This is a genomic window from Lysinibacillus canaveralius (assembly GCF_047301505.1).
Lineage (GTDB): Bacteria > Bacillota > Bacilli > Bacillales_A > Planococcaceae > Lysinibacillus_B.
The window spans coordinates 3,064,559-3,086,210 of sequence record NZ_CP154840.1 but is presented as its reverse complement, the minus strand read 5'-3'; the positions used below and the strand labels follow the sequence as shown (position 1 = coordinate 3,086,210).

At 41.2% G+C, this 21,652-nt stretch carries 26 protein-coding genes and 1 riboswitch; of the genes, 22 read left to right on the top strand and 4 right to left on the bottom strand.

Going from position 1 to position 21,652, the window contains the following annotated elements:
- Position 1: 1 nt before the first annotated feature.
- Positions 2 to 193: riboswitch (Lysine riboswitch) on the top strand.
- Between the two features lie 131 nt (positions 194 to 324).
- Entirely contained in the window at positions 325 to 804 is a 480-nt protein-coding gene (locus AA0Y26_RS15645) for an ACT domain-containing protein (protein WP_413363008.1), read from the top strand.
- A gap of 135 nt (positions 805 to 939) precedes the next feature.
- Here the strand turns inward: AA0Y26_RS15645 and AA0Y26_RS15640 are convergent, their stop codons facing one another.
- Positions 940 to 1,356: a YslB family protein gene (locus tag AA0Y26_RS15640; protein WP_413363007.1), complete on the bottom strand. Its 417-nt coding sequence runs from the start codon at positions 1,354 to 1,356 to the stop codon at positions 940 to 942.
- 270 nt (positions 1,357 to 1,626) lie between these two features.
- On the opposite strand from AA0Y26_RS15640, the gene AA0Y26_RS15635 reads away from it, so the two are divergent.
- The 11 genes from AA0Y26_RS15635 to AA0Y26_RS15585 all read left to right on the top strand — a co-directional run bounded on the left by AA0Y26_RS15635 (position 1,627) and on the right by AA0Y26_RS15585 (position 9,876).
- Complete coding sequence (locus tag AA0Y26_RS15635) at positions 1,627 to 2,241, top strand: succinate dehydrogenase cytochrome b558 subunit (protein ID WP_413363006.1); 615 nt, start codon at positions 1,627 to 1,629, stop codon at positions 2,239 to 2,241.
- 80 nt (positions 2,242 to 2,321) lie between these two features.
- Positions 2,322 to 4,067 carry a succinate dehydrogenase flavoprotein subunit gene (gene sdhA, locus AA0Y26_RS15630; protein WP_413363005.1) on the top strand — a complete coding sequence of 582 codons (1,746 nt, stop codon included), beginning with the start codon at positions 2,322 to 2,324 and terminating at the stop codon, positions 4,065 to 4,067.
- Between the two features lie 17 nt (positions 4,068 to 4,084).
- Positions 4,085 to 4,864, top strand: a complete 780-nt coding sequence (gene sdhB / locus AA0Y26_RS15625) for a succinate dehydrogenase iron-sulfur subunit (RefSeq protein WP_413363004.1) — start codon at positions 4,085 to 4,087, stop codon at positions 4,862 to 4,864.
- 346 nt (positions 4,865 to 5,210) lie between these two features.
- Positions 5,211 to 5,642, top strand: coding sequence for an acyl-CoA thioesterase (locus tag AA0Y26_RS15620; RefSeq protein ID WP_413363003.1), 432 nt, complete (start codon positions 5,211 to 5,213; stop codon positions 5,640 to 5,642).
- Between the two features lie 70 nt (positions 5,643 to 5,712).
- Complete coding sequence (locus AA0Y26_RS15615; RefSeq protein ID WP_036156400.1) at positions 5,713 to 5,934, top strand: helix-turn-helix domain-containing protein; 222 nt, start codon at positions 5,713 to 5,715, stop codon at positions 5,932 to 5,934.
- 72 nt (positions 5,935 to 6,006) lie between these two features.
- On the top strand, positions 6,007 to 6,450 hold the full coding sequence (locus AA0Y26_RS15610) for a MarR family winged helix-turn-helix transcriptional regulator (protein ID WP_413363002.1): 444 nt from the start codon (positions 6,007 to 6,009) through the stop codon (positions 6,448 to 6,450).
- 16 nt (positions 6,451 to 6,466) lie between these two features.
- On the top strand, positions 6,467 to 7,261 hold the full coding sequence (racE, locus tag AA0Y26_RS15605; protein ID WP_413363001.1) for a glutamate racemase: 795 nt from the start codon (positions 6,467 to 6,469) through the stop codon (positions 7,259 to 7,261).
- 164 nt (positions 7,262 to 7,425) lie between these two features.
- Positions 7,426 to 8,181, top strand: a complete 756-nt coding sequence (gene rph / locus AA0Y26_RS15600) for a ribonuclease PH (RefSeq protein ID WP_413363000.1) — start codon at positions 7,426 to 7,428, stop codon at positions 8,179 to 8,181.
- A 1-nt stretch (position 8,182) separates the two neighbouring features.
- Positions 8,183 to 8,776 (top strand): XTP/dITP diphosphatase, encoded by a 594-nt coding sequence (locus AA0Y26_RS15595; RefSeq protein WP_413362999.1) that lies wholly within the window; start codon positions 8,183 to 8,185, stop codon positions 8,774 to 8,776.
- Positions 8,777 to 8,793: 17 nt separating this feature from the next.
- On the top strand, positions 8,794 to 9,294 hold the full coding sequence (locus AA0Y26_RS15590) for a metallophosphoesterase (protein WP_413368246.1): 501 nt from the start codon (positions 8,794 to 8,796) through the stop codon (positions 9,292 to 9,294).
- Between the two features lie 354 nt (positions 9,295 to 9,648).
- The gene (locus tag AA0Y26_RS15585; RefSeq protein WP_413362998.1) at positions 9,649 to 9,876 is read left to right on the top strand and encodes a group I intron-associated PD-(D/E)XK endonuclease; all 228 of its coding nucleotides are present in this window, start codon (positions 9,649 to 9,651) and stop codon (positions 9,874 to 9,876) included.
- A gap of 268 nt (positions 9,877 to 10,144) precedes the next feature.
- Here the strand turns inward: AA0Y26_RS15585 and AA0Y26_RS15580 are convergent, their stop codons facing one another.
- The 3 genes from AA0Y26_RS15580 to AA0Y26_RS15570 form a co-directional block, all read right to left on the bottom strand.
- Positions 10,145 to 10,345 carry a hypothetical protein gene (locus tag AA0Y26_RS15580; protein WP_413362997.1) on the bottom strand — a complete coding sequence of 67 codons (201 nt, stop codon included), beginning with the start codon at positions 10,343 to 10,345 and terminating at the stop codon, positions 10,145 to 10,147.
- Between the two features lie 287 nt (positions 10,346 to 10,632).
- Positions 10,633 to 11,139 carry a nucleoside-diphosphate sugar epimerase gene (locus AA0Y26_RS15575; protein WP_413362996.1) on the bottom strand — a complete coding sequence of 169 codons (507 nt, stop codon included), beginning with the start codon at positions 11,137 to 11,139 and terminating at the stop codon, positions 10,633 to 10,635.
- A gap of 680 nt (positions 11,140 to 11,819) precedes the next feature.
- Positions 11,820 to 12,074, bottom strand: coding sequence for a GlsB/YeaQ/YmgE family stress response membrane protein (locus tag AA0Y26_RS15570; protein ID WP_413362995.1), 255 nt, complete (start codon positions 12,072 to 12,074; stop codon positions 11,820 to 11,822).
- A 663-nt stretch (positions 12,075 to 12,737) separates the two neighbouring features.
- Between AA0Y26_RS15570 and AA0Y26_RS15565 the strand changes: the two genes are divergently transcribed.
- The 10 genes from AA0Y26_RS15565 to AA0Y26_RS15520 all read left to right on the top strand — a co-directional run bounded on the left by AA0Y26_RS15565 (position 12,738) and on the right by AA0Y26_RS15520 (position 21,593).
- A complete protein-coding gene (locus AA0Y26_RS15565) occupies positions 12,738 to 13,811 on the top strand; it encodes an aldo/keto reductase (RefSeq protein WP_413368244.1) in 1,074 nt (357 codons plus the stop codon).
- A gap of 207 nt (positions 13,812 to 14,018) precedes the next feature.
- A complete protein-coding gene (locus tag AA0Y26_RS15560) occupies positions 14,019 to 14,141 on the top strand; it encodes a hypothetical protein (RefSeq protein ID WP_413362994.1) in 123 nt (40 codons plus the stop codon).
- Positions 14,142 to 14,414: 273 nt separating this feature from the next.
- A complete protein-coding gene (locus AA0Y26_RS15555; protein WP_413362993.1) occupies positions 14,415 to 14,723 on the top strand; it encodes a hypothetical protein in 309 nt (102 codons plus the stop codon).
- A 468-nt stretch (positions 14,724 to 15,191) separates the two neighbouring features.
- Entirely contained in the window at positions 15,192 to 15,872 is a 681-nt protein-coding gene (pnuC, locus tag AA0Y26_RS15550) for a nicotinamide riboside transporter PnuC (RefSeq protein ID WP_413362992.1), read from the top strand.
- The gene (locus tag AA0Y26_RS15545; RefSeq protein WP_413362991.1) at positions 15,869 to 16,879 is read left to right on the top strand and encodes an AAA family ATPase; all 1,011 of its coding nucleotides are present in this window, start codon (positions 15,869 to 15,871) and stop codon (positions 16,877 to 16,879) included. The genes pnuC and AA0Y26_RS15545 overlap by 4 nt, the downstream gene beginning before the upstream one ends.
- 26 nt (positions 16,880 to 16,905) lie before the next feature.
- The gene (locus tag AA0Y26_RS15540; protein ID WP_413362990.1) at positions 16,906 to 17,790 is read left to right on the top strand and encodes an NUDIX hydrolase; all 885 of its coding nucleotides are present in this window, start codon (positions 16,906 to 16,908) and stop codon (positions 17,788 to 17,790) included.
- Positions 17,791 to 17,792: 2 nt separating this feature from the next.
- Positions 17,793 to 18,344: an NADAR family protein gene (locus AA0Y26_RS15535; protein WP_413362989.1), complete on the top strand. Its 552-nt coding sequence runs from the start codon at positions 17,793 to 17,795 to the stop codon at positions 18,342 to 18,344.
- Between the two features lie 497 nt (positions 18,345 to 18,841).
- Positions 18,842 to 19,801 carry an AAA family ATPase gene (locus AA0Y26_RS15530; RefSeq protein WP_413362988.1) on the top strand — a complete coding sequence of 320 codons (960 nt, stop codon included), beginning with the start codon at positions 18,842 to 18,844 and terminating at the stop codon, positions 19,799 to 19,801.
- Positions 19,802 to 19,817: 16 nt separating this feature from the next.
- Positions 19,818 to 20,459 carry an RNA ligase family protein gene (locus AA0Y26_RS15525; RefSeq protein WP_413362987.1) on the top strand — a complete coding sequence of 214 codons (642 nt, stop codon included), beginning with the start codon at positions 19,818 to 19,820 and terminating at the stop codon, positions 20,457 to 20,459.
- Positions 20,460 to 20,537: 78 nt separating this feature from the next.
- Entirely contained in the window at positions 20,538 to 21,593 is a 1,056-nt protein-coding gene (locus AA0Y26_RS15520; RefSeq protein ID WP_413362986.1) for an ankyrin repeat domain-containing protein, read from the top strand.
- Positions 21,594 to 21,652 lie beyond the last annotated feature (59 nt).

Below are 21,652 nucleotides of genomic sequence, written 5' to 3'. Positions count from 1 at the left end.
GAATATAGATAGAGGTGCAGGTTTCAATAGTACCGCTTGTGAGGAGGAGCAACTCCAAGGAACGGGCGTGAAAGGGAAAACTGCCGAAGTGGATAATTGTTGTTCCAATTATTTGCTGGTTTTGCATTTAAGAAATGTAAGACTGTCAGAAAACGCCGGTAAGAGGCTTATTTTCTGGAGAGCTATCTCGACGAACAGATTATAACGTTTATTGAGGCGGCTCTCTACATATGTGGAGAGCCGCTTTTTATATGGGAAGTTGGGGGTCATTATTCGCTTGGCTCGATCGTAAATTGAGGTGCATTTTTTAAGGGGGAAGCAAAGGTGGAAAAAGATTTGATTGTACAAGGCGTGTCCTATGAGGCGGATATTATTCGCCTAACAATTGGCTATGATGCCTATGAGGAGTCAGTAGTAGCAGATATCGTGACAGTATTGGCCGAAAATGGGATCGATATTGATATGATTGTGCAGGTTTTAATGGATGACAGAACCTCGACTATTTCCTTCTCGATGGAGAAAGAAGCGTTTGCTAAAGCGCTTCGTTTACTGGAATCCAGTAAACTGTCCCTTGGCTTTAGTTTTGCGGACTTTGAAGTAGGTCTGGCAAAAGTATCACTTGCTGGATCGGCGATAGGTTCTAATCCAAGAATAAAGGCCCGGATGTTCACTCGTTTATCGAGAGAAGGGATTCAAGTGAAAATGATAAGCTCTTCAGAATACAAAATGTCGGTAGTTGTATCTCAGGGTGAGATGATGAGGGCAGCAAATGCATTGCATAATGAATTTCATGTCGGTTGTTAAAAAGCGAGAAAAAGATTACTTGGTTGAAATACCAGTAAAAACCTTATTTTTTATAGTATCTACAATAATATAGAAAAAAGAGCGCTTTTTAGAAAACTGGAGTGTTCCTAAGGCGCTCTTATTGTCATGTCCTGCTCAGCGGACAGGTTCTTTTAAATCCCATTTTACATTGAATTTAATCGTACCTTGCTTACTATTTTTTTCTTCATAGCATTCTGTTAGAAAGCCATTAATCTTCTGTGTCTGTTCTGCCAGGAAGCCGGCTTCGATTCGGAAGCAGCGTTCTTCGGCCTTCAATGTATCTGCATCACCACTTAGTATGTATATGATTTCATCTTTATCTTGCTTTTCAATCGACAAAATTCCCCATCCGGCTTGTTCAAAAAACATAGGTGCTTCATCAAGGGTGAATAAGGGGAATTTACGTGCTAGTTCCTTTCCGGCCCAGTAAAGTACCTCTTCTTCATGTTTACCAAGGACCGAACGAAGTATATTATCACGTATTAACTCGTAACCGAATGTTGGAATCGTTTTCATGTTATGATCTGGCATCTATAAAAAACTCCCCTCAATATTTTCGTATTTTTTAGACTAATTATTAAGTAAAACAAACTATCGAAGATAAAAAGCGTTTTAACCAGCAGAAATCCTCTTTTTTAGTGTAGATGAAATAATCCGCAGTGCCTTGACGCTAGTACTTTCTGAGAGTACAATGGACATGTCATAATATTGTACCATGATGAAATATGCAGTCAATGCCATTAAATTACAAAGTAATGACAATTGATTAGTATATTTCAAGTACTAAGGGGGGTAACAATCTTGTCGAAAGATCGTGAGTTTTTATGGCGCCGCTTACATTCCCTGCTTGGGGTGATCCCGGTAGGTCTGTTCTTGGTGTTCCACTTATCACTGAACTTCACTGCGGTTGGCGGTGAAGAAGTCTACAATAATTCAACCGGGGTAATGGAATTAGTCCCACATGCATTATTGGTAGCAATGGAATGGATTATTATTTATATTCCATTAATGTTCCACGCGTTTTACGGAATCTATATCGCATTTACTGCTAGACACAATGTGAAGCGCTTCAGTACATTCCGTAACTGGATGTTCGCTCTACAACGTTTTACAGGTATCTTCCTAGTAATCTTCGTTGCTTGGCATATTTTCCAAACACGTGTTCAAAAGGCACTTGGAGCTGAAGTTGACTTTAATATGATGGCTGAAATCGTGGATAACCCATGGATGCTAGGCTTCTACATTGTAGGTATTTTATCCGCTACATTCCACTTGGCGAACGGTATTTGGTCGTTCCTAGTAAGCTGGGGTATTACTCAGTCTCCGTCATCACAACGTGTTGCGACTTTCATCACAATGGCAATCTTCGTCATCCTATCTATTATGGGTGTAGTAGCAATCGTTTCGTTCGTATAATTTAGTTTAGTAGCTTACAATATAGATATGCTACACAGCACATGACTTTTAAAGCAATGTAAGAGGAGTGAGAATCAATCATGGCAAAGAGCAAAGTAATTGTTGTCGGTGGTGGCCTTGCAGGCTTAATGGCAACGATTAAAGCAGCCGAAGTTGGCACTGAAGTTGAATTATTCTCATTAGTTCCGGTAAAGCGCTCACACTCTGTATGTGCGCAGGGCGGAATTAATGGTGCAGTAAATACAAAAGGTGAAGGGGATTCTCCGTGGATCCACTTTGACGATACAGTATATGGCGGTGACTTCCTAGCGAACCAGCCACCAGTTAAAGGTATGTGTGACGCAGCACCTGGTATTATCCACTTGATGGACCGTATGGGTGTAATGTTTAACCGTACTCCAGAAGGTTTACTTGATTTCCGTCGTTTCGGTGGTACATTAATGCACCGTACAGCATTCTCAGGTGCAACGACTGGTCAACAGCTTTTATACGCGCTAGATGAGCAAGTTCGTTCACACGAAGTAGCTGGTCTTGTAACAAAATACGAGCACTGGGAATTCCTGGGTGCTGTACTTGATGACGAAGGTATTTGCCGCGGTATCGTAGCTCAAGATTTAAAAACAGAGGAAATCCGTGCATTCCGTGGTGACGCAGTTATCATGGCAACAGGTGGTCCTGGTATCATCTTCGGTAAAACAACGAACTCTGTAATCAACACTGGTTCAGCAGCATCAATCGTGTACCAACAAGGTGCTTCATATGCAAATGGTGAAATGATCCAAATTCACCCAACAGCGATTCCTGGAGACGACAAAAACCGTCTAATGTCAGAGTCTGCTCGTGGTGAAGGCGGTCGTATCTGGACATATAAAGATGGTAAACCTTGGTACTTCCTAGAAGAAAAATATCCAGCTTACGGTAACCTAGTACCTCGTGATATCGCAACTCGTGAAATCTTCGATGTATGTGTTAATCAAAAATTAGGTATCAACGGTGAGAACATGGTTTATCTAGATCTTTCTCACAAAGATCCGCACGAATTAGATATCAAACTTGGTGGTATCATCGAAATCTACGAAAAGTTCGTAGGGGACGACCCACGTAAGTTACCAATGAAAATCTTCCCAGCAGTTCACTACTCAATGGGTGGATTATGGGTTGATTATGACCAAATGACAGAAATCCCTGGCTTATTTGCTGCTGGTGAGTGTGACTTCTCACAACACGGTGCAAACCGCCTTGGTGCAAACTCATTATTATCAGCAATTTACGGTGGTATGGTTGCAGGACCAAACGCTGTTAAATATATTAAAGGCCTTAAAAAGCATGCGGAAGATCTTCCAGAATCAATTTTCGAAGCTCGCGTAAAAGAAGAAACTGAGAAGTGGGAGTCAATCCTGAAAATGGACGGCACTGAAAACGCATACTTATTACACAAAGAGCTTGGTGAGTGGATGACTGACAACATGACAGTAGTACGTCATAACGACCGTCTTGAAAAAACTTACGAAAAGCTTACAGAATTACAAGAGCGCTGGAACAACATCAACATCAATGATACACAACGTTGGTCTAACCAAGGTGCTCACTTCACACGTCAGCTAAAGAATATGTTATACCTTGCAAAAGTTATGACAAAAGGTGCTTTATTGCGTGATGAATCACGTGGTGCTCACTACAAACCTGAGTTCCCGGATCGTGATGATGAGAACTTCTTAAAAACAACTATGGCAAAATTTGATCCTGCTACAGGTGAGCCAATTATTACTTATGGAGAGGTAGACGTTTCGTTGATTCCACCACGTAAACGTGACTACTCAGCATAAGAGGAGGAGACTTAAACATGGAAACAACAGCTAACACTGGCAGAATGGTAGATGTTGAGATCCTTCGTCAAGATACTGAAAACGGTCAAAGCCGTTGGGAGAAATTCCGAGTGCCTTACCGTCATGGTATGAACGTAATCTCAATTTTAATGGAGATCCAAAGAAATCCAGTTACTGCAGACGGTAAAAAGACAAATCCTGTAACTTGGGATATGAACTGTCTTGAAGAGGTTTGTGGTGCATGTTCGATGGTAATCAACGGACGTCCACAACAATCTTGTTCTGCTTTAGTAGATAAATTAACTCAACCAATTCGTTTAGAACCAATGGCTACTTTCCCGGTAGTACGTGACTTACAGGTTGACCGCAGCCGTATGTTCAACGCACTTAAGAAAGTAAAAGCTTGGGTACCAATCGATGGTACGTATGATTTAGGTGAAGGTCCACGTATGCCGGAGCGCAAACGTCAATGGGCTTATGAATTATCTAAATGTATGACTTGTGGTGTATGTATGGAAGCATGTCCAAACGTATCTGAAGGCGCTTCATTTATCGGTCCAGCTCCATTATCACAAGTACGTCTATTCAACACACACCCAACTGGTGCTATGAACAAAGACGAGCGTTTAGCTGCAATTATGGGCGACGGTGGTCTTGCAAACTGTGGTAACTCACAAAACTGTGTTGCTGCATGTCCAAAAGGTATTCCTTTGACAACATCAATCGCAGCACTTAACCGTTCAACAACAGTTCAAATGTTCAAGAACTTCTTCGGTTCTGACCACATGGTAGACTAATCATAAAAATGAACCTGGAGGATATATATCCTCCAGGTTTTTTTGTTGAGATGATTCTTCAAAAACCTTTATTCAAATCATTGTCCTGCGGTTACAATTTATTTCCTCTATAGAATAGCTGCAGAGAGCTATAAAGCAGTAGCATCCTTTTAATCGAGCTATTTATAGCAGAATAATCAAGCCTTTTGAGTAGGGAGGAAGGGCGATATTCTTGTCCATAAAGCAATAAGAATTGTCCTTCTTTACTGGAATTAAAAGTATCTTCCTATAATGACTCCATGCTATAATGAATAGGTATTCATTCTTAGGGATGGAATGAAATGTAGTTAACAAGGGAGGATTTATAATGAAGGCAAAATATATTGAAGAACCACAGACTTGGGCAAGTGAATTTTCGTTTGCGGTTGAGGTGCAGGTCCGTTTTTCAGAGACGGATATGTTCGGGCACGTCAATAACACAGTAGTGTTTACATATTTGGAGCATGCACGTATTGAATATTTGAAGTCAATCGGACTGATGAGCAAAGAAGGAAATATTCCAGTAGTAGCTGATCTGCAATGCGACTATGTACGCCAGATGTATTTCGACGAAAAAATAAAGGTACATGTAAAAATTGCTCATGTAGGTAGTAGTTCAGTGGATATTCATTACATGGGAAAAAATGAAAAAGACGAAATTGTTTTCACTGCAAGAGGCACAATTGTTCAAATAAATGGTAAAAATGGAAGGCCGGTTCCCTTTACAGATGAAGAGAAAGAATTATTGCATGGGAAATAGTGAAAATGCCCTCACCTCACGCCAACTTTGACATAATGTACAAGGAAGAGGATGGGAGGTTGTTGCTAATATGAGTAGCCAGCAGTCAGGCTTTCTTCTAACTAAACGAGAGCGCGAAATATTCCAACTGCTGATTGAAGATTATTCAACAAAGGAAATTTCTGAAAAGCTACAAATTAGCGAGAAGACAGTGCGGAATCATATTTCCAATACGATTCAAAAGCTGGGTGTCTCGAGTCGAACGCAAGCACTTGTTGAATTACTACGACTGCAAGAATTGTCGTTAAACTGAATGCAGGCTTGCTATTTGCCCAAAAACACTTCAAAATAGACATATGAACATTTTGAGGAGTGAATGGGTTAGATGAAGGACAACAGTAAACACAGCTTTGAATCTGTAGCATCACTAGAAAAAGAGCTACGTTACATTTCACACTTAATTAAACAAAAAGGTCGTGAAATTCTAAGTAATTATACGATTACACCTCCGCAATTTGTGGCTTTGCAGTGGTTACATGAGTCTGGAGATATGACAATCGGGGATTTATCGAATAAGATGTACCTCGCATTCAGTACGACGACGGATCTCGTCGATCGTATGGAGAAGAGTGAGCTGGTACAGCGTGTTCGTGATGAACAGGATCGTCGTGTCGTTCGCATTCACTTACTAGCAGAAGGTGAGCGTATCATTCAAGAAGTGATTGAAAAACGCCAAGATTATCTTCGTGAACTATTGGATAATTTTGAAACGGATGAGGCGCGGGACTTACTACAACTACTACAAAAATTACATTTATTAATGAAATAGGATTGAGGCGGTAAATGTGAATGCCCCGATTGGTGTTATCGATTCAGGTGTTGGCGGCTTAACAGTAGCAAAAGCAATTATGGAGCTTTTGCCGAATGAAACAATTTATTATATTGGTGATACAGCGCGTTGCCCATACGGCCCCCGCTCAAAGCAGGAAGTGCGTACATTTACGTGGCAGATGGCAAAGGCGCTGGAGAAAATGAATGTAAAAATGCTGGTGATTGCGTGTAATACAGCAACTGCTGTAGCACTGGAAAGCCTGCAGAAACATATGCCGTTCCCGGTGCTCGGTGTGATTAATGCTGGAGCACGGGCGGCTATAAAGAAAACAAAGCGCAATGAAATTGTGGTTCTGGCAACAGAAGGCACAGTGAAAAGTGCTGCCTATGAACAGGCAATCTATTCATTGAGCACAAAAGCGAAAGTAATACCGCTTGCATGCCCTACATTCGTGCCGCTTGTAGAAAGCGGTGAGTATGAAGGGCAATTCTCTTATGACTTGGTGGCCAATGGGCTTAAGCCATTAGAGGAGGAGCGTTTTGATACGGTTATTTTGGGTTGTACGCATTATCCAATCCTGCAGAAGCAAATTGAAGCGGCTGTAGGGGAGGGGGTGCAAGTTCTTTCATCAGCGGAGGAAACAGCCCGCGATGCAGAGGCCATTCTAGCGTTTAACAATCAGCTGCGGAAAGATACGTCACCGCCCGAGCATAAGTTTTTTGCATCCGGGTCGGTGCCGATTTTCCGTTCTATTGCAGAGCGCTGGCTGGAACAGGAACATTTGGACATCCATCGTATAAAATTTTAAGGATAAGCCCGGCTGCATATGTGGTCGGGCTTTTTGCGATTGTATAGTTTATAGTAGGATTTTTAACGCATGATGTGCTATTTCGTTGATAATCTGGCGTTTTCGCCTTTTTCGGCCCTGAAAATTATGTTAAGATAAGGGGCAGAATTACGAGGAGGTCTACCATGACAAGACATGATAACCGAGCTGCAGGCGAATTACGCCCAGTTCATATTGAAAATAACTATTTAATGCATCCAGAAGGTTCTGTACTGATTACTGTTGGAAATACGAAGGTCATCTGTACAGCAACGGTCGAAGAAAGAGTACCAAGCTTCCTGCGCGGACAAGGCAAAGGTTGGATTACGGCTGAATATGCAATGCTCCCGAGAGCGACTGCGCAACGTACACAACGTGAATCTTCACGCGGCAAAGTAAACGGACGTACAATGGAAATACAGCGTCTAATCGGTCGTGCTTTACGGGCCGTTGTGGATTTAGAGGCATTAGGCGAAAAAACAGTATGGATTGACTGTGACGTTATTCAAGCGGACGGCGGTACACGTACCGCTTCCATTACAGGTGCATTCGTAGCCATGACACAGGCGATTGCTAAATTGGGGACTGAAAAGCCATTTACTAAATTCCCGATTGTTGATTACCTAGCTGCTACTAGCGTAGGAATCATTGAAGGAATGGGCCCTGTACTGGATTTAAACTATGTAGAAGATGTTGATGCAGCAGTTGATATGAATATCGTTATGACAGGAGAAGGCCGCTTTGTCGAGCTGCAAGGAACAGGCGAAGAAGCAACATTCTCACGTGAGGAGTTAAATGAGCTGTTAGGCCTTGGAGAAGCAGGGATCGCTCAATTGATCGATATACAGAAGGAAGCATTAGGTGAGCTAGCAGCCCTTGTCGGATCAAAGGAGGAAGCATAACATGAAACAAGTCGTGATTGCTACGAAAAATAAAGGAAAAGCAAAGGACTTTGAGGCATTGTTTACGCCGCTAGGCTACGAGGTCGTAACTATGTTTGATGTGGCCCCCGATATGGAAATAGAGGAAACAGGAACAACATTCGAAGAAAACGCCGTATTAAAGGCTGAAACGCTTTCCAAGGCGCTTGGTACAATTGTCATTGCAGATGATTCAGGATTGGCTGTAGATGCATTAGACGGTGCGCCAGGGGTTTATTCTGCACGTTATGCAGGCGATCATGATGATGAAGCAAACATTGTGAAAGTGCTCGAAAATCTAAAAGGGCTGCCGGAAGAAAAGCGTACAGCACGCTTTATGTGCGCTCTGGCTATTGCAGGGCCGGATTTAGAAACGACGACTGTGTTCGGATCCTGTGAAGGTGTCATTTTAGAGGGAAAACGAGGCACAAATGGCTTTGGCTATGACCCAATTTTCTTTGTACCGGCATTAGATCGTGCCATGGCGGAACTAACGCCGGAAGAAAAAGGCGCAATCTCTCACAGAGGAAATGCGATCCGTAAACTGGCAGACTTGCTGCCAACGTTACTAAACTAATAAGGGGGCATACGGTGATGAAACTATTAATCATGAGTGATACGCACGGAGATGCGGGAGTGATTGACAAGGTGCGAGGCTTCTATCCGGAAGCAGACGCCATAGTCCATTGTGGGGATAGCGAGTTGCCGTATGACCATCAGGCGCTGGAAGGAATCGAGCGCGTGCGCGGCAACTGCGACCGCGGTACAGACTTCCCGGAAGAAAAGGTATTCTCAGTAGGGGATGCGATCGTTTTCGCTACACACGGGCACCTATTTAACGTCAAGTCAACCATTCTGTCGCTCACATATCGCGCAAAGGAGCTAGGTGCCGATATTTGCTGCTTCGGCCACTCACATATTCTTGGTGCCGAAAAAATCAACGACACACTCTTCATCAATCCCGGCAGCCTGCTAAAACCACGCGGCCGCAAAGAGAAAACATTTGTCGTTGTCGACATCGAAAAAGACAGCTACGTAATGAACTGCTATACAGATGTCAATGAGCTGATTAAAACAATGCGATTTGAACGCTAATGAACCGGCCTTATTTCTAATAAGATGGAATAAGGCCGGTTGTTTTTTGCATACAATATAGGTATGTAGAAGTTGAATAATGGAATTATTTATAAGAGCGAATTTTTATCAAATAGTATATTGACTTTCGTTTACTTTCCGCATATAATAATAATTGTCTTTCCTATCATATTGTTGGAAAAACAACCTGTCTCAGTAGCTCAGCTGGATAGAGCAACGGCCTTTAAGTTAATAGGAGCCTTTATAGGGAAACAGAACCTATAAAGTGGACGACACCGTATCGGTGAAGCCTTAACAGATTATGCTGATGGTAATACCGAGGAAACTTACGATTTTCCGAAAGTAGTGAATCTTATGGATCATCACACAAAAACTAAGGGAGATTTAGGAGTCTTGAAGGCTCAAGTCGATTTATATACAAAGGGTTACATGATATATTGTGTTTATTGTCCTGATACAGATGAATGCTATTATTTCAACCCTAAGATGTCTAATAAATCATTAAGCTTGAGGGTAGAGACACCGAAGAATAATCAAATAGCTAATATTAAATATGCTAGTGATTATCGTGAGGTTCCGTAGAGACTAAACGTGTCGCACCTGAAATGGTGAAGTTATAGTCCAGACCAGCAAACTGCAAATGCAGGTAGTGAAAACTATAGTGGTAAGCTAAGCCGTCGGTCGGGGGTTCGAATCCCTCCTGGGACGTAATTAGGTTCAGATAGAACAAGTTTGAACCAACCAAAAAGCGCTTCAAATCCTTTAGTATCAAGGGTTTTGGAGTGTTTTTTTATTTTCGGAGAAAAAGAAAGAAAATGATGCTTTTTATACACAAACTTTACATAAGCTTTTACCCGCTATAAGTCAGTAAATCCTCAAAAATTGAAGCGGTTTTCGTAAAACCACGCTCACGTAATTCTTTTAGGAAATGTGCGTAAGTAGAAGTAGTAATATCAACCGAAGCATGACCAAGTCGTTCACTTATATATAGAACTGAAATTTCTTGATAAAGAAGAATGATAGCATGATTAGGACGCAATCCGTGTACCATAATAACAGGTTGTACTTTTCGTTTTTTATTGAAGATCGTAAAACATCAAGTAATGGAAGTGAACTGAGGTTCATCGAATTTTCGGTTGGGGTACAGTGGGGCATTGTTGGAATGATTACATAATACTATCAAATAAGTCGCCTATTACTAATGCTGAACTCCTTTAAACACAATTACTTATAAGTTTAAAAAGAGGTATTACATATAAAGTACCCAGCTACTCATGCCAGTAGCCGGGTATGTTAGAGTCTGAGGCGAAAAGTATCTTCAAATCAGAGTGCTCGACATTATTTTAGCTCTATATTTTCTATATACAGCTCAACCTCTTTCATCAACTGTTTGAATAATAGTCTATTTTTCTTTTTAATATTTATTCTTTCACTTTTCCTAGCAGCCTTTAAAGAGAATTCTTCATGAACAATAAAGCTTCTGAGATCCGCCAATACTTTAGTATTATTCTTAAAAGTTAAATAATTACCTAAATTTTCTTCTAAATCGAGAATTACATTAACATCGGATGTATTTCTGTATTTACCTTTACAAATAACTTTATAGATGTCTTTTAACAGTTGCTCAATTAAGGCATACAATTCAACCGTGAGCGTTGCATATTTCCTATCTTTGTGCCGTCCATAGAATTCTTCCAATTCATAATCACTTAATAGCTCCATCCATTTGTAAGTGCCGGATTTATCCGAAGTCTTTTTAACAATCTGGTGAAATTCCTTTTCAATTAAACAAAGATCTGCACATGCATAATCTTTTAGTTTTTTGATTTCCTTCTTTTTACTCAACTAAAACACTCCTTCTATCCATTGAATTTGACAATAAAGGGGAAAGTTCCCTGCGTATACGATAAAAGTTACTTCGGCCATGGCTCCCCTGTGCAACAGCTCTCTTTTATTTCTTACCCGAATTTTGTGTGAATTCACTATTTTCGATGGAGTAAGGATTTCTGGAAATAAGACAGAAAGCAACGGGATTTATAATATTTTTTCTATCTATAAAATGTCTAATTTTGAGCTGATGGAGTTGGACTCCAAATGGAACTATATCAAGCTGCGATTGGAGATATAGAAGGTGCTAAGGCTTATATAAACGAACGTTTAAGAATACAAGGATTCTGTGATCTTCGTGGTTAAAATCAAAAAATTATGCAGGTTGCTCCAGTTCACCTTCCAAATGGGCTGCCATCGCGACCATAAACATGCAGACACCACTGGGGATGCTTCAAACAACTATTTACCCAAGGCGAAGCGTTACCTTTATCATCTTTCACTCTTCTGCTTCTATAAACCGAAAAGCCAGTGGTTATCCGAGAATTATTAAGTAAATAAGAGCCAAGTAAAAAACGGTCCTCCACAGATTAGATTGTGGAAGACCGCTTTTTTAGTATATACATAGACACCGTTTATTGGTGCTTACGTATGATTCACGTAACTGTATACAAAAGAACGAAAGGATTTATTTACCCTTATGAAGCTTTACGCATTGATTTCATAATGAAGCTAACAATGAATACAAGTATAATTGCTCCAATTAAAGCAGGGAAGACGTAGAAATCAGAAACTTTAGGTCCCCAACTTCCAAGAAGCATACCTCCAATCCATGCACCGACAATACCAGCGACAATATTACCGATAATTCCACCTGGTACATCTTTTCCTAAAATCATACCTGCTAGCCAACCGATAATTCCACCAATTATTAAAAACCAAATGAAACTCATGCTACTCATCTCCTTATTATGTAGTTTAATATTTCGTTATAGTCTTATATAACCTTTATGAAGCTCTTCAAACATTAAGGAGAAAAATTAAGGGGGATTTCAAGGGAGTTAGCGGACAATGTAACCACTAGCATGTATTAAAAATGATGAAGTGCGCATCCATGACCAGTTGAAAGAAGAAGCTGATAGTATTGAGAGAGTGAAACGACATAAGGTTCCTCATAGACCTTGAGGACAAACCTGCAAAAAAAAAACATGGAATGGTGTGAATATGAACTAAAGAAGACAATGAAAAAATATAGATGGAATTCCAACCGAGATAAAATACAAAAGGGAAATTACATAAGAATGAATAAAATTAATTTTAGAAGCAGCAAACGTAATTTCCTAAAGTATATTAACGTCTACGAACAGCAGTCAAATCAGCCTTAAAAACGTCGTGTTGATGGAATGACAAAATAATATATGAAAGAAGGAGCCTATTAAGGCGTTCTTTTTAGTGGCTTGGAGCAGTCTTTTCCAAGGCAAATCTACTTCTCTTCAATAATCGGGCGCCATTCTGTAATTCGAATGGCACTTTTTTCATAGAAGGGCAAAGTTCTTAGCTGGACAACGTTTCACTTTTGGGGAACGTGGAAAAAACATTGCATAGGAGGAATGATGATGGATTATAATCTATTTGGCAATTTAGGTTTGAATGTTTCTAAATATGCTTTGGGCACGGTAATGTTCAGTACAAATGGTCTTGAAGAAGCGGGGGCCATGGATCAGGCAACTGCAAATTATATGGTGGATTACGCTCTGGATCAAGGCATCACCCAATTTGATACAGCAAATTTGTATGCGAAAGGTGATGCAGAGGTTATTTTCGGCAAAGCGATAAGAGATAAGCGTCATGATATGGTCATCAGCAGTAAAACAGGATTTCAGCTGATAGATAAACCAAATGATACGGGTGCTTTAATCAACGTTGATTCATCCATAGATGCGCTATTAAAAAGGCTTGGTACGGACTATATTGATATCTATTATGTACATTGTTGGGATGGTCAAGTACCGGTTAGCGAAACTGTCCAAGAGATGAATGACTTAATTAAGAAAGGGAAAATTCGTCATTGGGGGGTAGCCAATTACAGTGGCTGGGCGCTTGCCAAGACACATACATGGGCAGTAGAAAATAATATGATACCGCCAATTGCACAGCAAATCTATTACACACCGGAATCGCGTGAAGCAGAGTATGAAATTTTGCCGGCCGGTAAAGAATTAGGCATTGCTAATAGTATTAGATCTCCATTGGGTGAGGGGCTGCTCACTGGTAAAATTACAAGAAATAAAAAAGTGGAACTAGATACAAGACAAGGGAATGGTTGGCCGGAAACATATATTAAAGATCTGGATTTATTTTATAATCTCGTCGATTTATTGCAAGATGTGGCTTCTAAACATAAAGCGACAGTACCGCAAGTTGTTCTTGCATGGTTGCGTGATAGACCACATGTAGATTCAATCGTCCTAAATGCAAGAACGAAAGAACAGCTGCATGAAAATATCGCCTCATACAATTTAAAATTAACGGACGACGATATTTCACAAATTAACGACCTAACAGCACTTGAACCTATTTATCCATTCTGGCATCGTGCTAGGAATTCGATGGATAGATCTTCAAATGCAGAAAAGGTATATTTAGATGAATACAATAAGTTGATGGATAGTAAAAATCAAAATAGATAAAAGCAGAAGCAGGACATGTAACGAACACATAAAAACGAACAATCTCGAATTTCTTGATGAAATCTCTTGATTGTTCGTTTTTTTATCTACTAAAATTGTGGAAGCAACTGGGATAATCAATTTCGTCAGATGCTCAATCGTTTGAATCATTACTTTAGTGTGGGCATATCATTACATCCCGCTGTCCTTCAGGAGGCAGAAACATTAGTGAATAAACTTTACAACGGCCATGGTAGTGATGAACCTGCAAGACTAGGCGAACTGGCAGTGCAGTGGGTACTCAGCAATCGGGATCCTATTGCTCTGGATCAGCCTGTCTATAGGCGGTAGCTTATGCTCTGCTTCCTTTAAGAGGGTGAGGATTCATGAATATAATAAACAGGGTGAATATGATCTCATATATTTCAGAAATGAAATTTGAAGGCCTAAATAAGCTGTTCTAATTTCGAGATTTTTTCCAAAGAATAGACAAATTGATTAGCATAGGGAAAAAAGAGATTTCCTCAGTGTCCGATAGTTTTTCTGCAGGTTGTACCAAGGGAGAACATCACTTTTAATCGTGTTTTCGCATAGTAGTTATTTTCAGGCTAAAGGGGGATACAAATGAGTGACATAAACGCTCAAACATGCAATCTAAATATATGGTATTACCTTCCGGATGAAGTATGGGGTAAAGTAACGGATATATATAAGAGTATGCCGGGCTGGATAGGATATAAAAATGGAATTCCCTGTTGGTACGGGCAGGAAGATGATGATATTTTCATTGTAGCCTCAGTAGAACCAAGTGGACTATCATTTTATGGACAGATAAGTAATAGTGAGTGGAGTTCCTGGATAGAAAGATTTAAAGTGGAGGCTACAAAAGCACTAGGGTTTAATATTGGTGAACCTGAAGATGGATTTATCTGACTACTTTAAAATATTCTTAGAGAGAGTGTAACTTAGTCGTGAAAAGACGGAAAAACACTCTCTTTTTTTGAGAAAATAAGTTTTACATATTTCTGGAATTCAGACAAACTTTTAAGTATGTTGGCCAAGGAGATAGTTACCTTCATCGGGCGAGTTGCAGATTGCTCATTTGGTGGAAAGAATAGACTGTTAGTATTAGCAACTTTGCTATCCGCAGTACTTGAATGAACGGAATCCCTTTGCTGGCAAGGGCTTCAATTATGCCAAAAGTAAAGGGTTTATGTTCCAACCTATAACAAACAATCGTCAATAAATAAGAACCATCCAGCAATAATGGAAAGAATTTGCTTGACCTTCACATAATTTCTTGTTAACTTTGATAGTAACAAATTGTTATTAACAAAATGATACTAAGTTCGTTTTATGTTATTCGCTCTATAAATGAGTTGAAAATCGGAGGGATGCAAAATGAAGAAGGTAACGGGTGGTTGGAACCTGTTTGAAATTACGTGGCTGGTGCTGTTTACTTTGATTGCTGTCGGGTTTACAGTGATGTCAAAGGACTCTTTATTCGGATTTACGGTTTTTATTACCGGAGTGCTATGCGTAGTGCTTGCGGCAAAGGGTAACCTGATGAGCTATGTTTTTGGTATGTACAATACTGTTGGTTACGCTTATTTGGCCTATATTAACGGTTTGTTTGGAGAAGTAATGCTAAATCTGCTATTCTTCGTTCCTATGAATGTCATTGGCTTTTACATGTGGAAAAATAACCGTCAAGAAAACGGGAAGCTGGCTATGCGGCAGATGGATATAAGAGGGCTGCTCCTAGCTGGAATGGTCTCTGTGATTGGCTGTTTGCTGCTCGGGTTTGGACTTTCGTTCATTTCAGCACAGAACTCGCCCTACATCGATGCTGCTACGACGGTGCTGTCAATTGTGGCGACCTTCTTAATGGTACGAAGATTCAAGGAACAATGGCTGGTCTATATCGTGCTAAATCTCTTTACTGTGCTGTTGTGGGCGATTCGTATGCTGGAGGGCAGCGGCGAAGGCTTAATGATGATCGTGATGTGGAGTGCTTATTTGATTAACGCGGTTTACGGGTACTATATTTGGAATAAAGGGGCAAAGGAAGTGGCGGTATGAAAAAGCTTGGACTAACACTGGGGAAGTTTGCCCCGCTGCATAAAGGCCATCAGCTCATGATCGAAACGGCACTGCAAGAGGTCGATGAATTGATTGTGGTCATTTACGACACGACGGTCACTCCAATTCCGCTTCATGTCCGGGCAAATTGGATTCGCAGACTCTATCCGGAAGTCCGGGTAATCGAAGCTTGGGATGGTCCTGATGGATATTCAGATGATAGGGATCATGAGATTCGTGAAGAACAATATATACTCGGTTTGCTGAATGGAGAGCAAGTAACACATTTTTACTCGAGCGAGTTTTACGGCGGACATATGAGCCTTGCTTTAGGTGCAGTAGATCGACGGGTAGATGAAGCCCGCGAGCGGGTCCCAATCTCAGCAACGATGATCCGTTCCGATCCATATAAGTACAGGGAGTTCATAAGTGATATCGTGTACCGGGATCTGATTACGAAAGTGGTATTCGTTGGAGCAATGTCGACGGGGAAGTCGACAATCACCGAAGAGCTGGCACGACGGTATCACACGACGTTCGCAAGCGAATACGGACGCGATTATTGGACTGAGCATCAGGTGGACCGCCGAATCGGCCTGGAAGCGTTTGATGAAATCGCGGTCGGTCATATCGAGCGTGAAGAACAGGCAATACTTACAGCGAACCGGTTTATTTTCGTTGATACGAATGCGATTACGACGTATATGTTCGCTCTGGATTACCACGGCCGGGCCCCCGACCTGTTAACCCAAATTGCGCTGGAGAACGCACAGCGCTACGATTTGTTCTTCCTGTGCGATGATGATATTCCTTATGACGATACGTGGGATCGCAGCGGAGATCAGAAGCGGCATGTTTTTCATAAACAGATAATCGCGGATTTGAAGGAGCGGCGTATTCCCTATATTACGCTGCGGGGAAGCCTTGAGGAGCGTATACGCAAGGTTGACGAAGTGCTGGAGAAGTTCGCGCCCTATGAAAACTATTTCGGAGAACTGAATGGTTAAATCAAAAATAAAGGAGGCGAATCTAATTGGGTTTGTTGGATAAGGACGGACTTACGGAACATGAGTTTTTGGAGCAGTACCAAGCAGGGGATTACGAGCGGCCATCAGTGGCGACAGATATGGTTATTTTCACTGTGACGGAAGAGCAGGCTGACAGTTATCGCAAACTGCCGGAAAAAGAGCTGCGGGTCCTGCTTATTCGTCGGGGGGGACACCCCTTTCTGGATAAATGGGCGCTGCCTGGCGGCTTTGTCAGGCCGAATGAAACGACTGAGCAGGCAGCAGTAAGGGAACTAAGCGAGGAAACCGGCGTGGAAGATGTTTATTTGGAGCAGCTGTATACGTTTAGTGATATCGGGCGCGACCCGCGAACTTGGGTGATAAGCTGCAGCTATATGGCGCTGATCAACAGTGACAAGCTGGAGCTTAAGTCGGGAGATGATGCAGCAGATGCAGCCTGGTTCAAGGTATCTTACCGGCCGCTGCGGGAGCAAAAAGAGCTGATCAAGGACGGATTTATTAAAACGCAGGAGTACGAACTTCAGCTAAGCGGTGAAGAAGAACTTTCGGCGATCGTGACGAGGACCACAACAGCGAAGACTACATCGACAGGCACAGATTATGAGATCGTAACAAATGATGGGTTGGCTTTCGACCATGCGAAAATTATCGCATACGCTATTGAGCGGCTGCGGGGAAAAGTGAATTACACCGATATTGCACTGCACTTGATGCCGAAGTTCTTTACCTTAACGGAGCTGCAGCAGGTTTATGAGGTAGTTATGGATAAAGAGCTGTTGAAGGCGGCGTTCCGGCGTAAAGTTGCGGATCTTGTGACGGAGACAGATCTTTACACCGAAAATGCGGGGCATAGACCATCCCGTCTATATCGGAGAAATTTGGAGGAATAGCGATGATCTACAATATTGAGGAGTTAAGAAAAGCATATAATAAGGGAGAAAGGTTCAAATTCGTGTTTTTTTGGGGACATACCCCGTCTAAGGACGGCAGTGTCGACAAAAGCTGCTTCAGCCAATGGTGGATGTGCCCGTTCTCAGTAGAAGGAACGCAGTACTCCTGTGCCGAGCAATTTATGATGGCAGAGAAGGCAAGATTGTTCAATGATGAAGAAATGCTGGAGTCCATCCTTAAAGCTAAGCATCCTAAAGAGATGAAGGCTTTTGGACGTGCAGTACGAAACTTTGACAAAGATATTTGGGATAAGGAATGCTATGGAATCGTCAAAAGAGCGAGCTTGGCCAAATTTTCGCAGAATCCGGAGCTTGCCGATTATCTCAAACTGACGAAGAACCGCATACTCGTCGAGGCTAGCCCGCGGGATCGTATTTGGGGGATCGGTATGGGCCAGTCCAATCCAGATGTGGAGAATCCCGTGAAATGGCGGGGCAGAAATCTGCTGGGATTCGCGCTGATGGAAGCGCGGGACGAGTTGCTGCGGAGTTAGTTCTTTATGAGGGGACGCTGAAATGAGTCTTGATCCCCATTGCCAAAATGAAATCAGAACTTCAATAATATTCTCACATGAGATGGTCTGCTAGGAACATCCTGTTTTCTTATGACTAAAGACTATTTACAGGAACTATTCTTGTGAAATATCAAGTCTTACATTATTCTAGGTTCGTTAGGATTAATGAACGTGAGGAGAGCAAGGAAAGGGTGAGTGTGAGGTACACCCACCGTTTATACCCGCCTGAAAACAGGAAATAACAATCGGCAGGAAACTTTGGCGGCAATATTTATGCATATGAGATCCTCACATGGGAATCGACTAGATTACCAATAATAAGTAGTCGATCTGAATGATCGGCTTGCTTTTTTGTTGGAATCTGGCCGTTATTTTCACTGCGCGGGATAAGTACCTATACATGCTTATAATCCAAATTATTGAAAAAAATATATATTATAACTACTTTAAGGAGCAAAGGAAAGGAGGGAAGGAACATGCTGAAGCTCATTTACATGCTGGGTATACCAGGCAGCGGGAAAACTTATGCTGCTAAAAAAATCGCAAAGCAAGAACGCGCCGAAATCATTTCGACAGATGAAATTAGAAGAGAGCTTTTTGGCGATGATAGCAAACAAAAAAAGACTTTTCAAGTTTACCGTGAAGCATTTTCACGAATTGATAATGCCTTTGCGCAAGGAAAAAGTGCCATTTTAGATGCTACGAATATAGATCGGGATCTCCGGATGAAAGGAATCGCTCGTTTTGCAAACGTTATGAAAGAATGTTATTACGTCGATACACCATATGATGTTTGCCTGGCTCGCAATGCTTCACGCAAAAGGAAAGTAGAAGCAAAAGTAATGGAGAAAATGTACAAATTTTTTGATTTCCCCACTTATGGGGAAGGATGGTCTCAGATCCACATTGTTCATCATGAAAAGCCATACCCCATTTCTAAAGATTCATTTGTAAGCCTGCTTAATCAAAATCCTAATTATGATGATTTATTCAACTCTCTTAGTGTGATTGATTCATTCGCAGAAATGATCCAATACAATCAAGAAAACCCCCATCATACTCATCCTTTATGCATGCATACATATAAGGTATTTGAATATATCTTTCAAACTTACGAAGAAGATGATAAGTTAGCAATGCAAATTGCTGCATTGTTTCACGATATTGGAAAGCCATTTACCAAAGTAATCAAAAAAGGACGCGATTATGCATCCTATTTTCTTCACGAAAATGTAAGCACGCATATGGCAGTGCATTTTCTTAAGGAACTTGGATTTGAAGATGATTTTATTATAAAAACTGCAAACATTATTCAAATGCACATGAAGATTGTTTACGCAGATAATGCAGCTAGTGAAATCTATCATTTGTTAGATGATGAATATTTATGGAAATTATATTTCTTTGCTGAAGCCGATTCACTAGCTAAAAATTAATATAAGGAGAAACACCATGTATACTAAATATCCTCGTACCTTCCATCTGCCTTGGTCCAGAACGAAAACTGACGATGATAAAGTATTAAAATCAATAGATCATTTTAAGGGGAAAGAAGTGATTGTCACTGAAAAACTCGACGGGGAAAACACTTCATTATATACGAATTATCAACATGCCCGTTCAATTGATTCGAAAGATCATCCTTCCAGGCACTGGCTTAAACAATTCCATGCGACATTTGCATATGAAATTCCAGAAGATTGGCGGATTTGCGGTGAGTATGTTTATGCGAAGCACTCCATCTTTTATGAGGAATTAACGCATTATTTTTATCTGTTTTCCATCTGGAATGAAAAGAACCATTGTTTATCTTGGGACGAAACGATGGAGCGGGCAAAGCTTCTTCGATTAGAAACGGTACCCGTACTTTATCGAGGTATTTGGGATGAGGCTGCCATCAAAAAATGTTTTACTGGAAGTTCCATGTTTGGCGGTGCACAAGAAGGTTATATTGTACGTTTGGCAGAGGAATTCTCTTATGAAAATTTCTCAACATCCGTTGCCAAATTTGTTCGTGAAAATCATGTCCAGACCGATCAGCACTGGATGCAAAATGCAGTAGAACCAAACCAATTAACCAACAAAACATGCTGATTATAGAATGAGAATCCTCTGATGAGATGAAGGGAAATGAAGGAAATGTAAAAATACTACATAAGGAGAGAGGTACAGATGGGCAGGAAGAGAAAAACCTTACCGAAAAATTTCGATGAACTAATTGAAGCAGGCGACATATCGGCATTAAAAGAGGTGTTTACCCAGTGCGAATTGGATGCCCGGGGCGGTTACAGTAAATCGACAGCCTTAAGCTTTTTCAATATACCGAGTGAATTGGTTCGCTGGCTCGTAGAACAGGGTGCTGACATAAATGCTCAAGACAGTTACGGAAGAACGGCTTTACATAAACATGCTATAAGTTGGTCGGGCCATATTGAATTGCTGCTTGAGCTGGGTGCAGATATAGAAGCCGCTGATTATCAAAACGAGACACCGTTATTTGCTGCCGCAGGTTCATGTAAGCCGCATGCGGTTCACACGCTTGCTGCTAAAGGCGCAAATCTCAACGCAGAAAATAAGAGGAAGCAGACACCTTTAGCAAAAGCTTTAGCTATGTGTAGAAACATAGATATCGTCAATATGGCGGAAGTTGCCGCTATTTTGCTTGACGCCGGAGCAGCTGTAACGCTGGCAATGAAAGACTCGGTCAAACGGATCGGAAATGAATTTGAATTTCATAGAGAAGGCTTTAATAAAGAATATTTAAATCAAACGGATGAGGCTCTTTACCGTCTGTACGAGCTGTTTGAAGTTCCCCCTGTAGAAAAACGAAAGATTCACGACGGTACCTCGCCAATAACCGTATCAACAAAGGTATGGCAGGCGCAGCATGATGAACTTTGGAATTTATTAATCCCTTCAAAAGGGCATGCGAGCACCGTACAGGGTGAGGTAATCCGTATTACCGGGAAAGTATCATATGAAATTTTAGATAATGGCGGTATCAATTGGGATAACCAGTTTCGTCATATGCTCAATCGTTTGAACCATTACTTTAGCTTGGGTACACCATTACCTCCCGCTGCACTTGCGGAAGCCAAAACATTAGTGAATAAACTACATAACGGCCATGGTGATGATGAGCCTGCGAGACTATGCGAACTGGCAGTGCATTGGGTACTCAACAATCCAAATCCTATTACACTGGAACAGCCCGACTATAAGCGGTAACTTATGTACCGTTTATTCAGCGGATATAATACGCTTTTTTCATGCGCTTTACATATCCC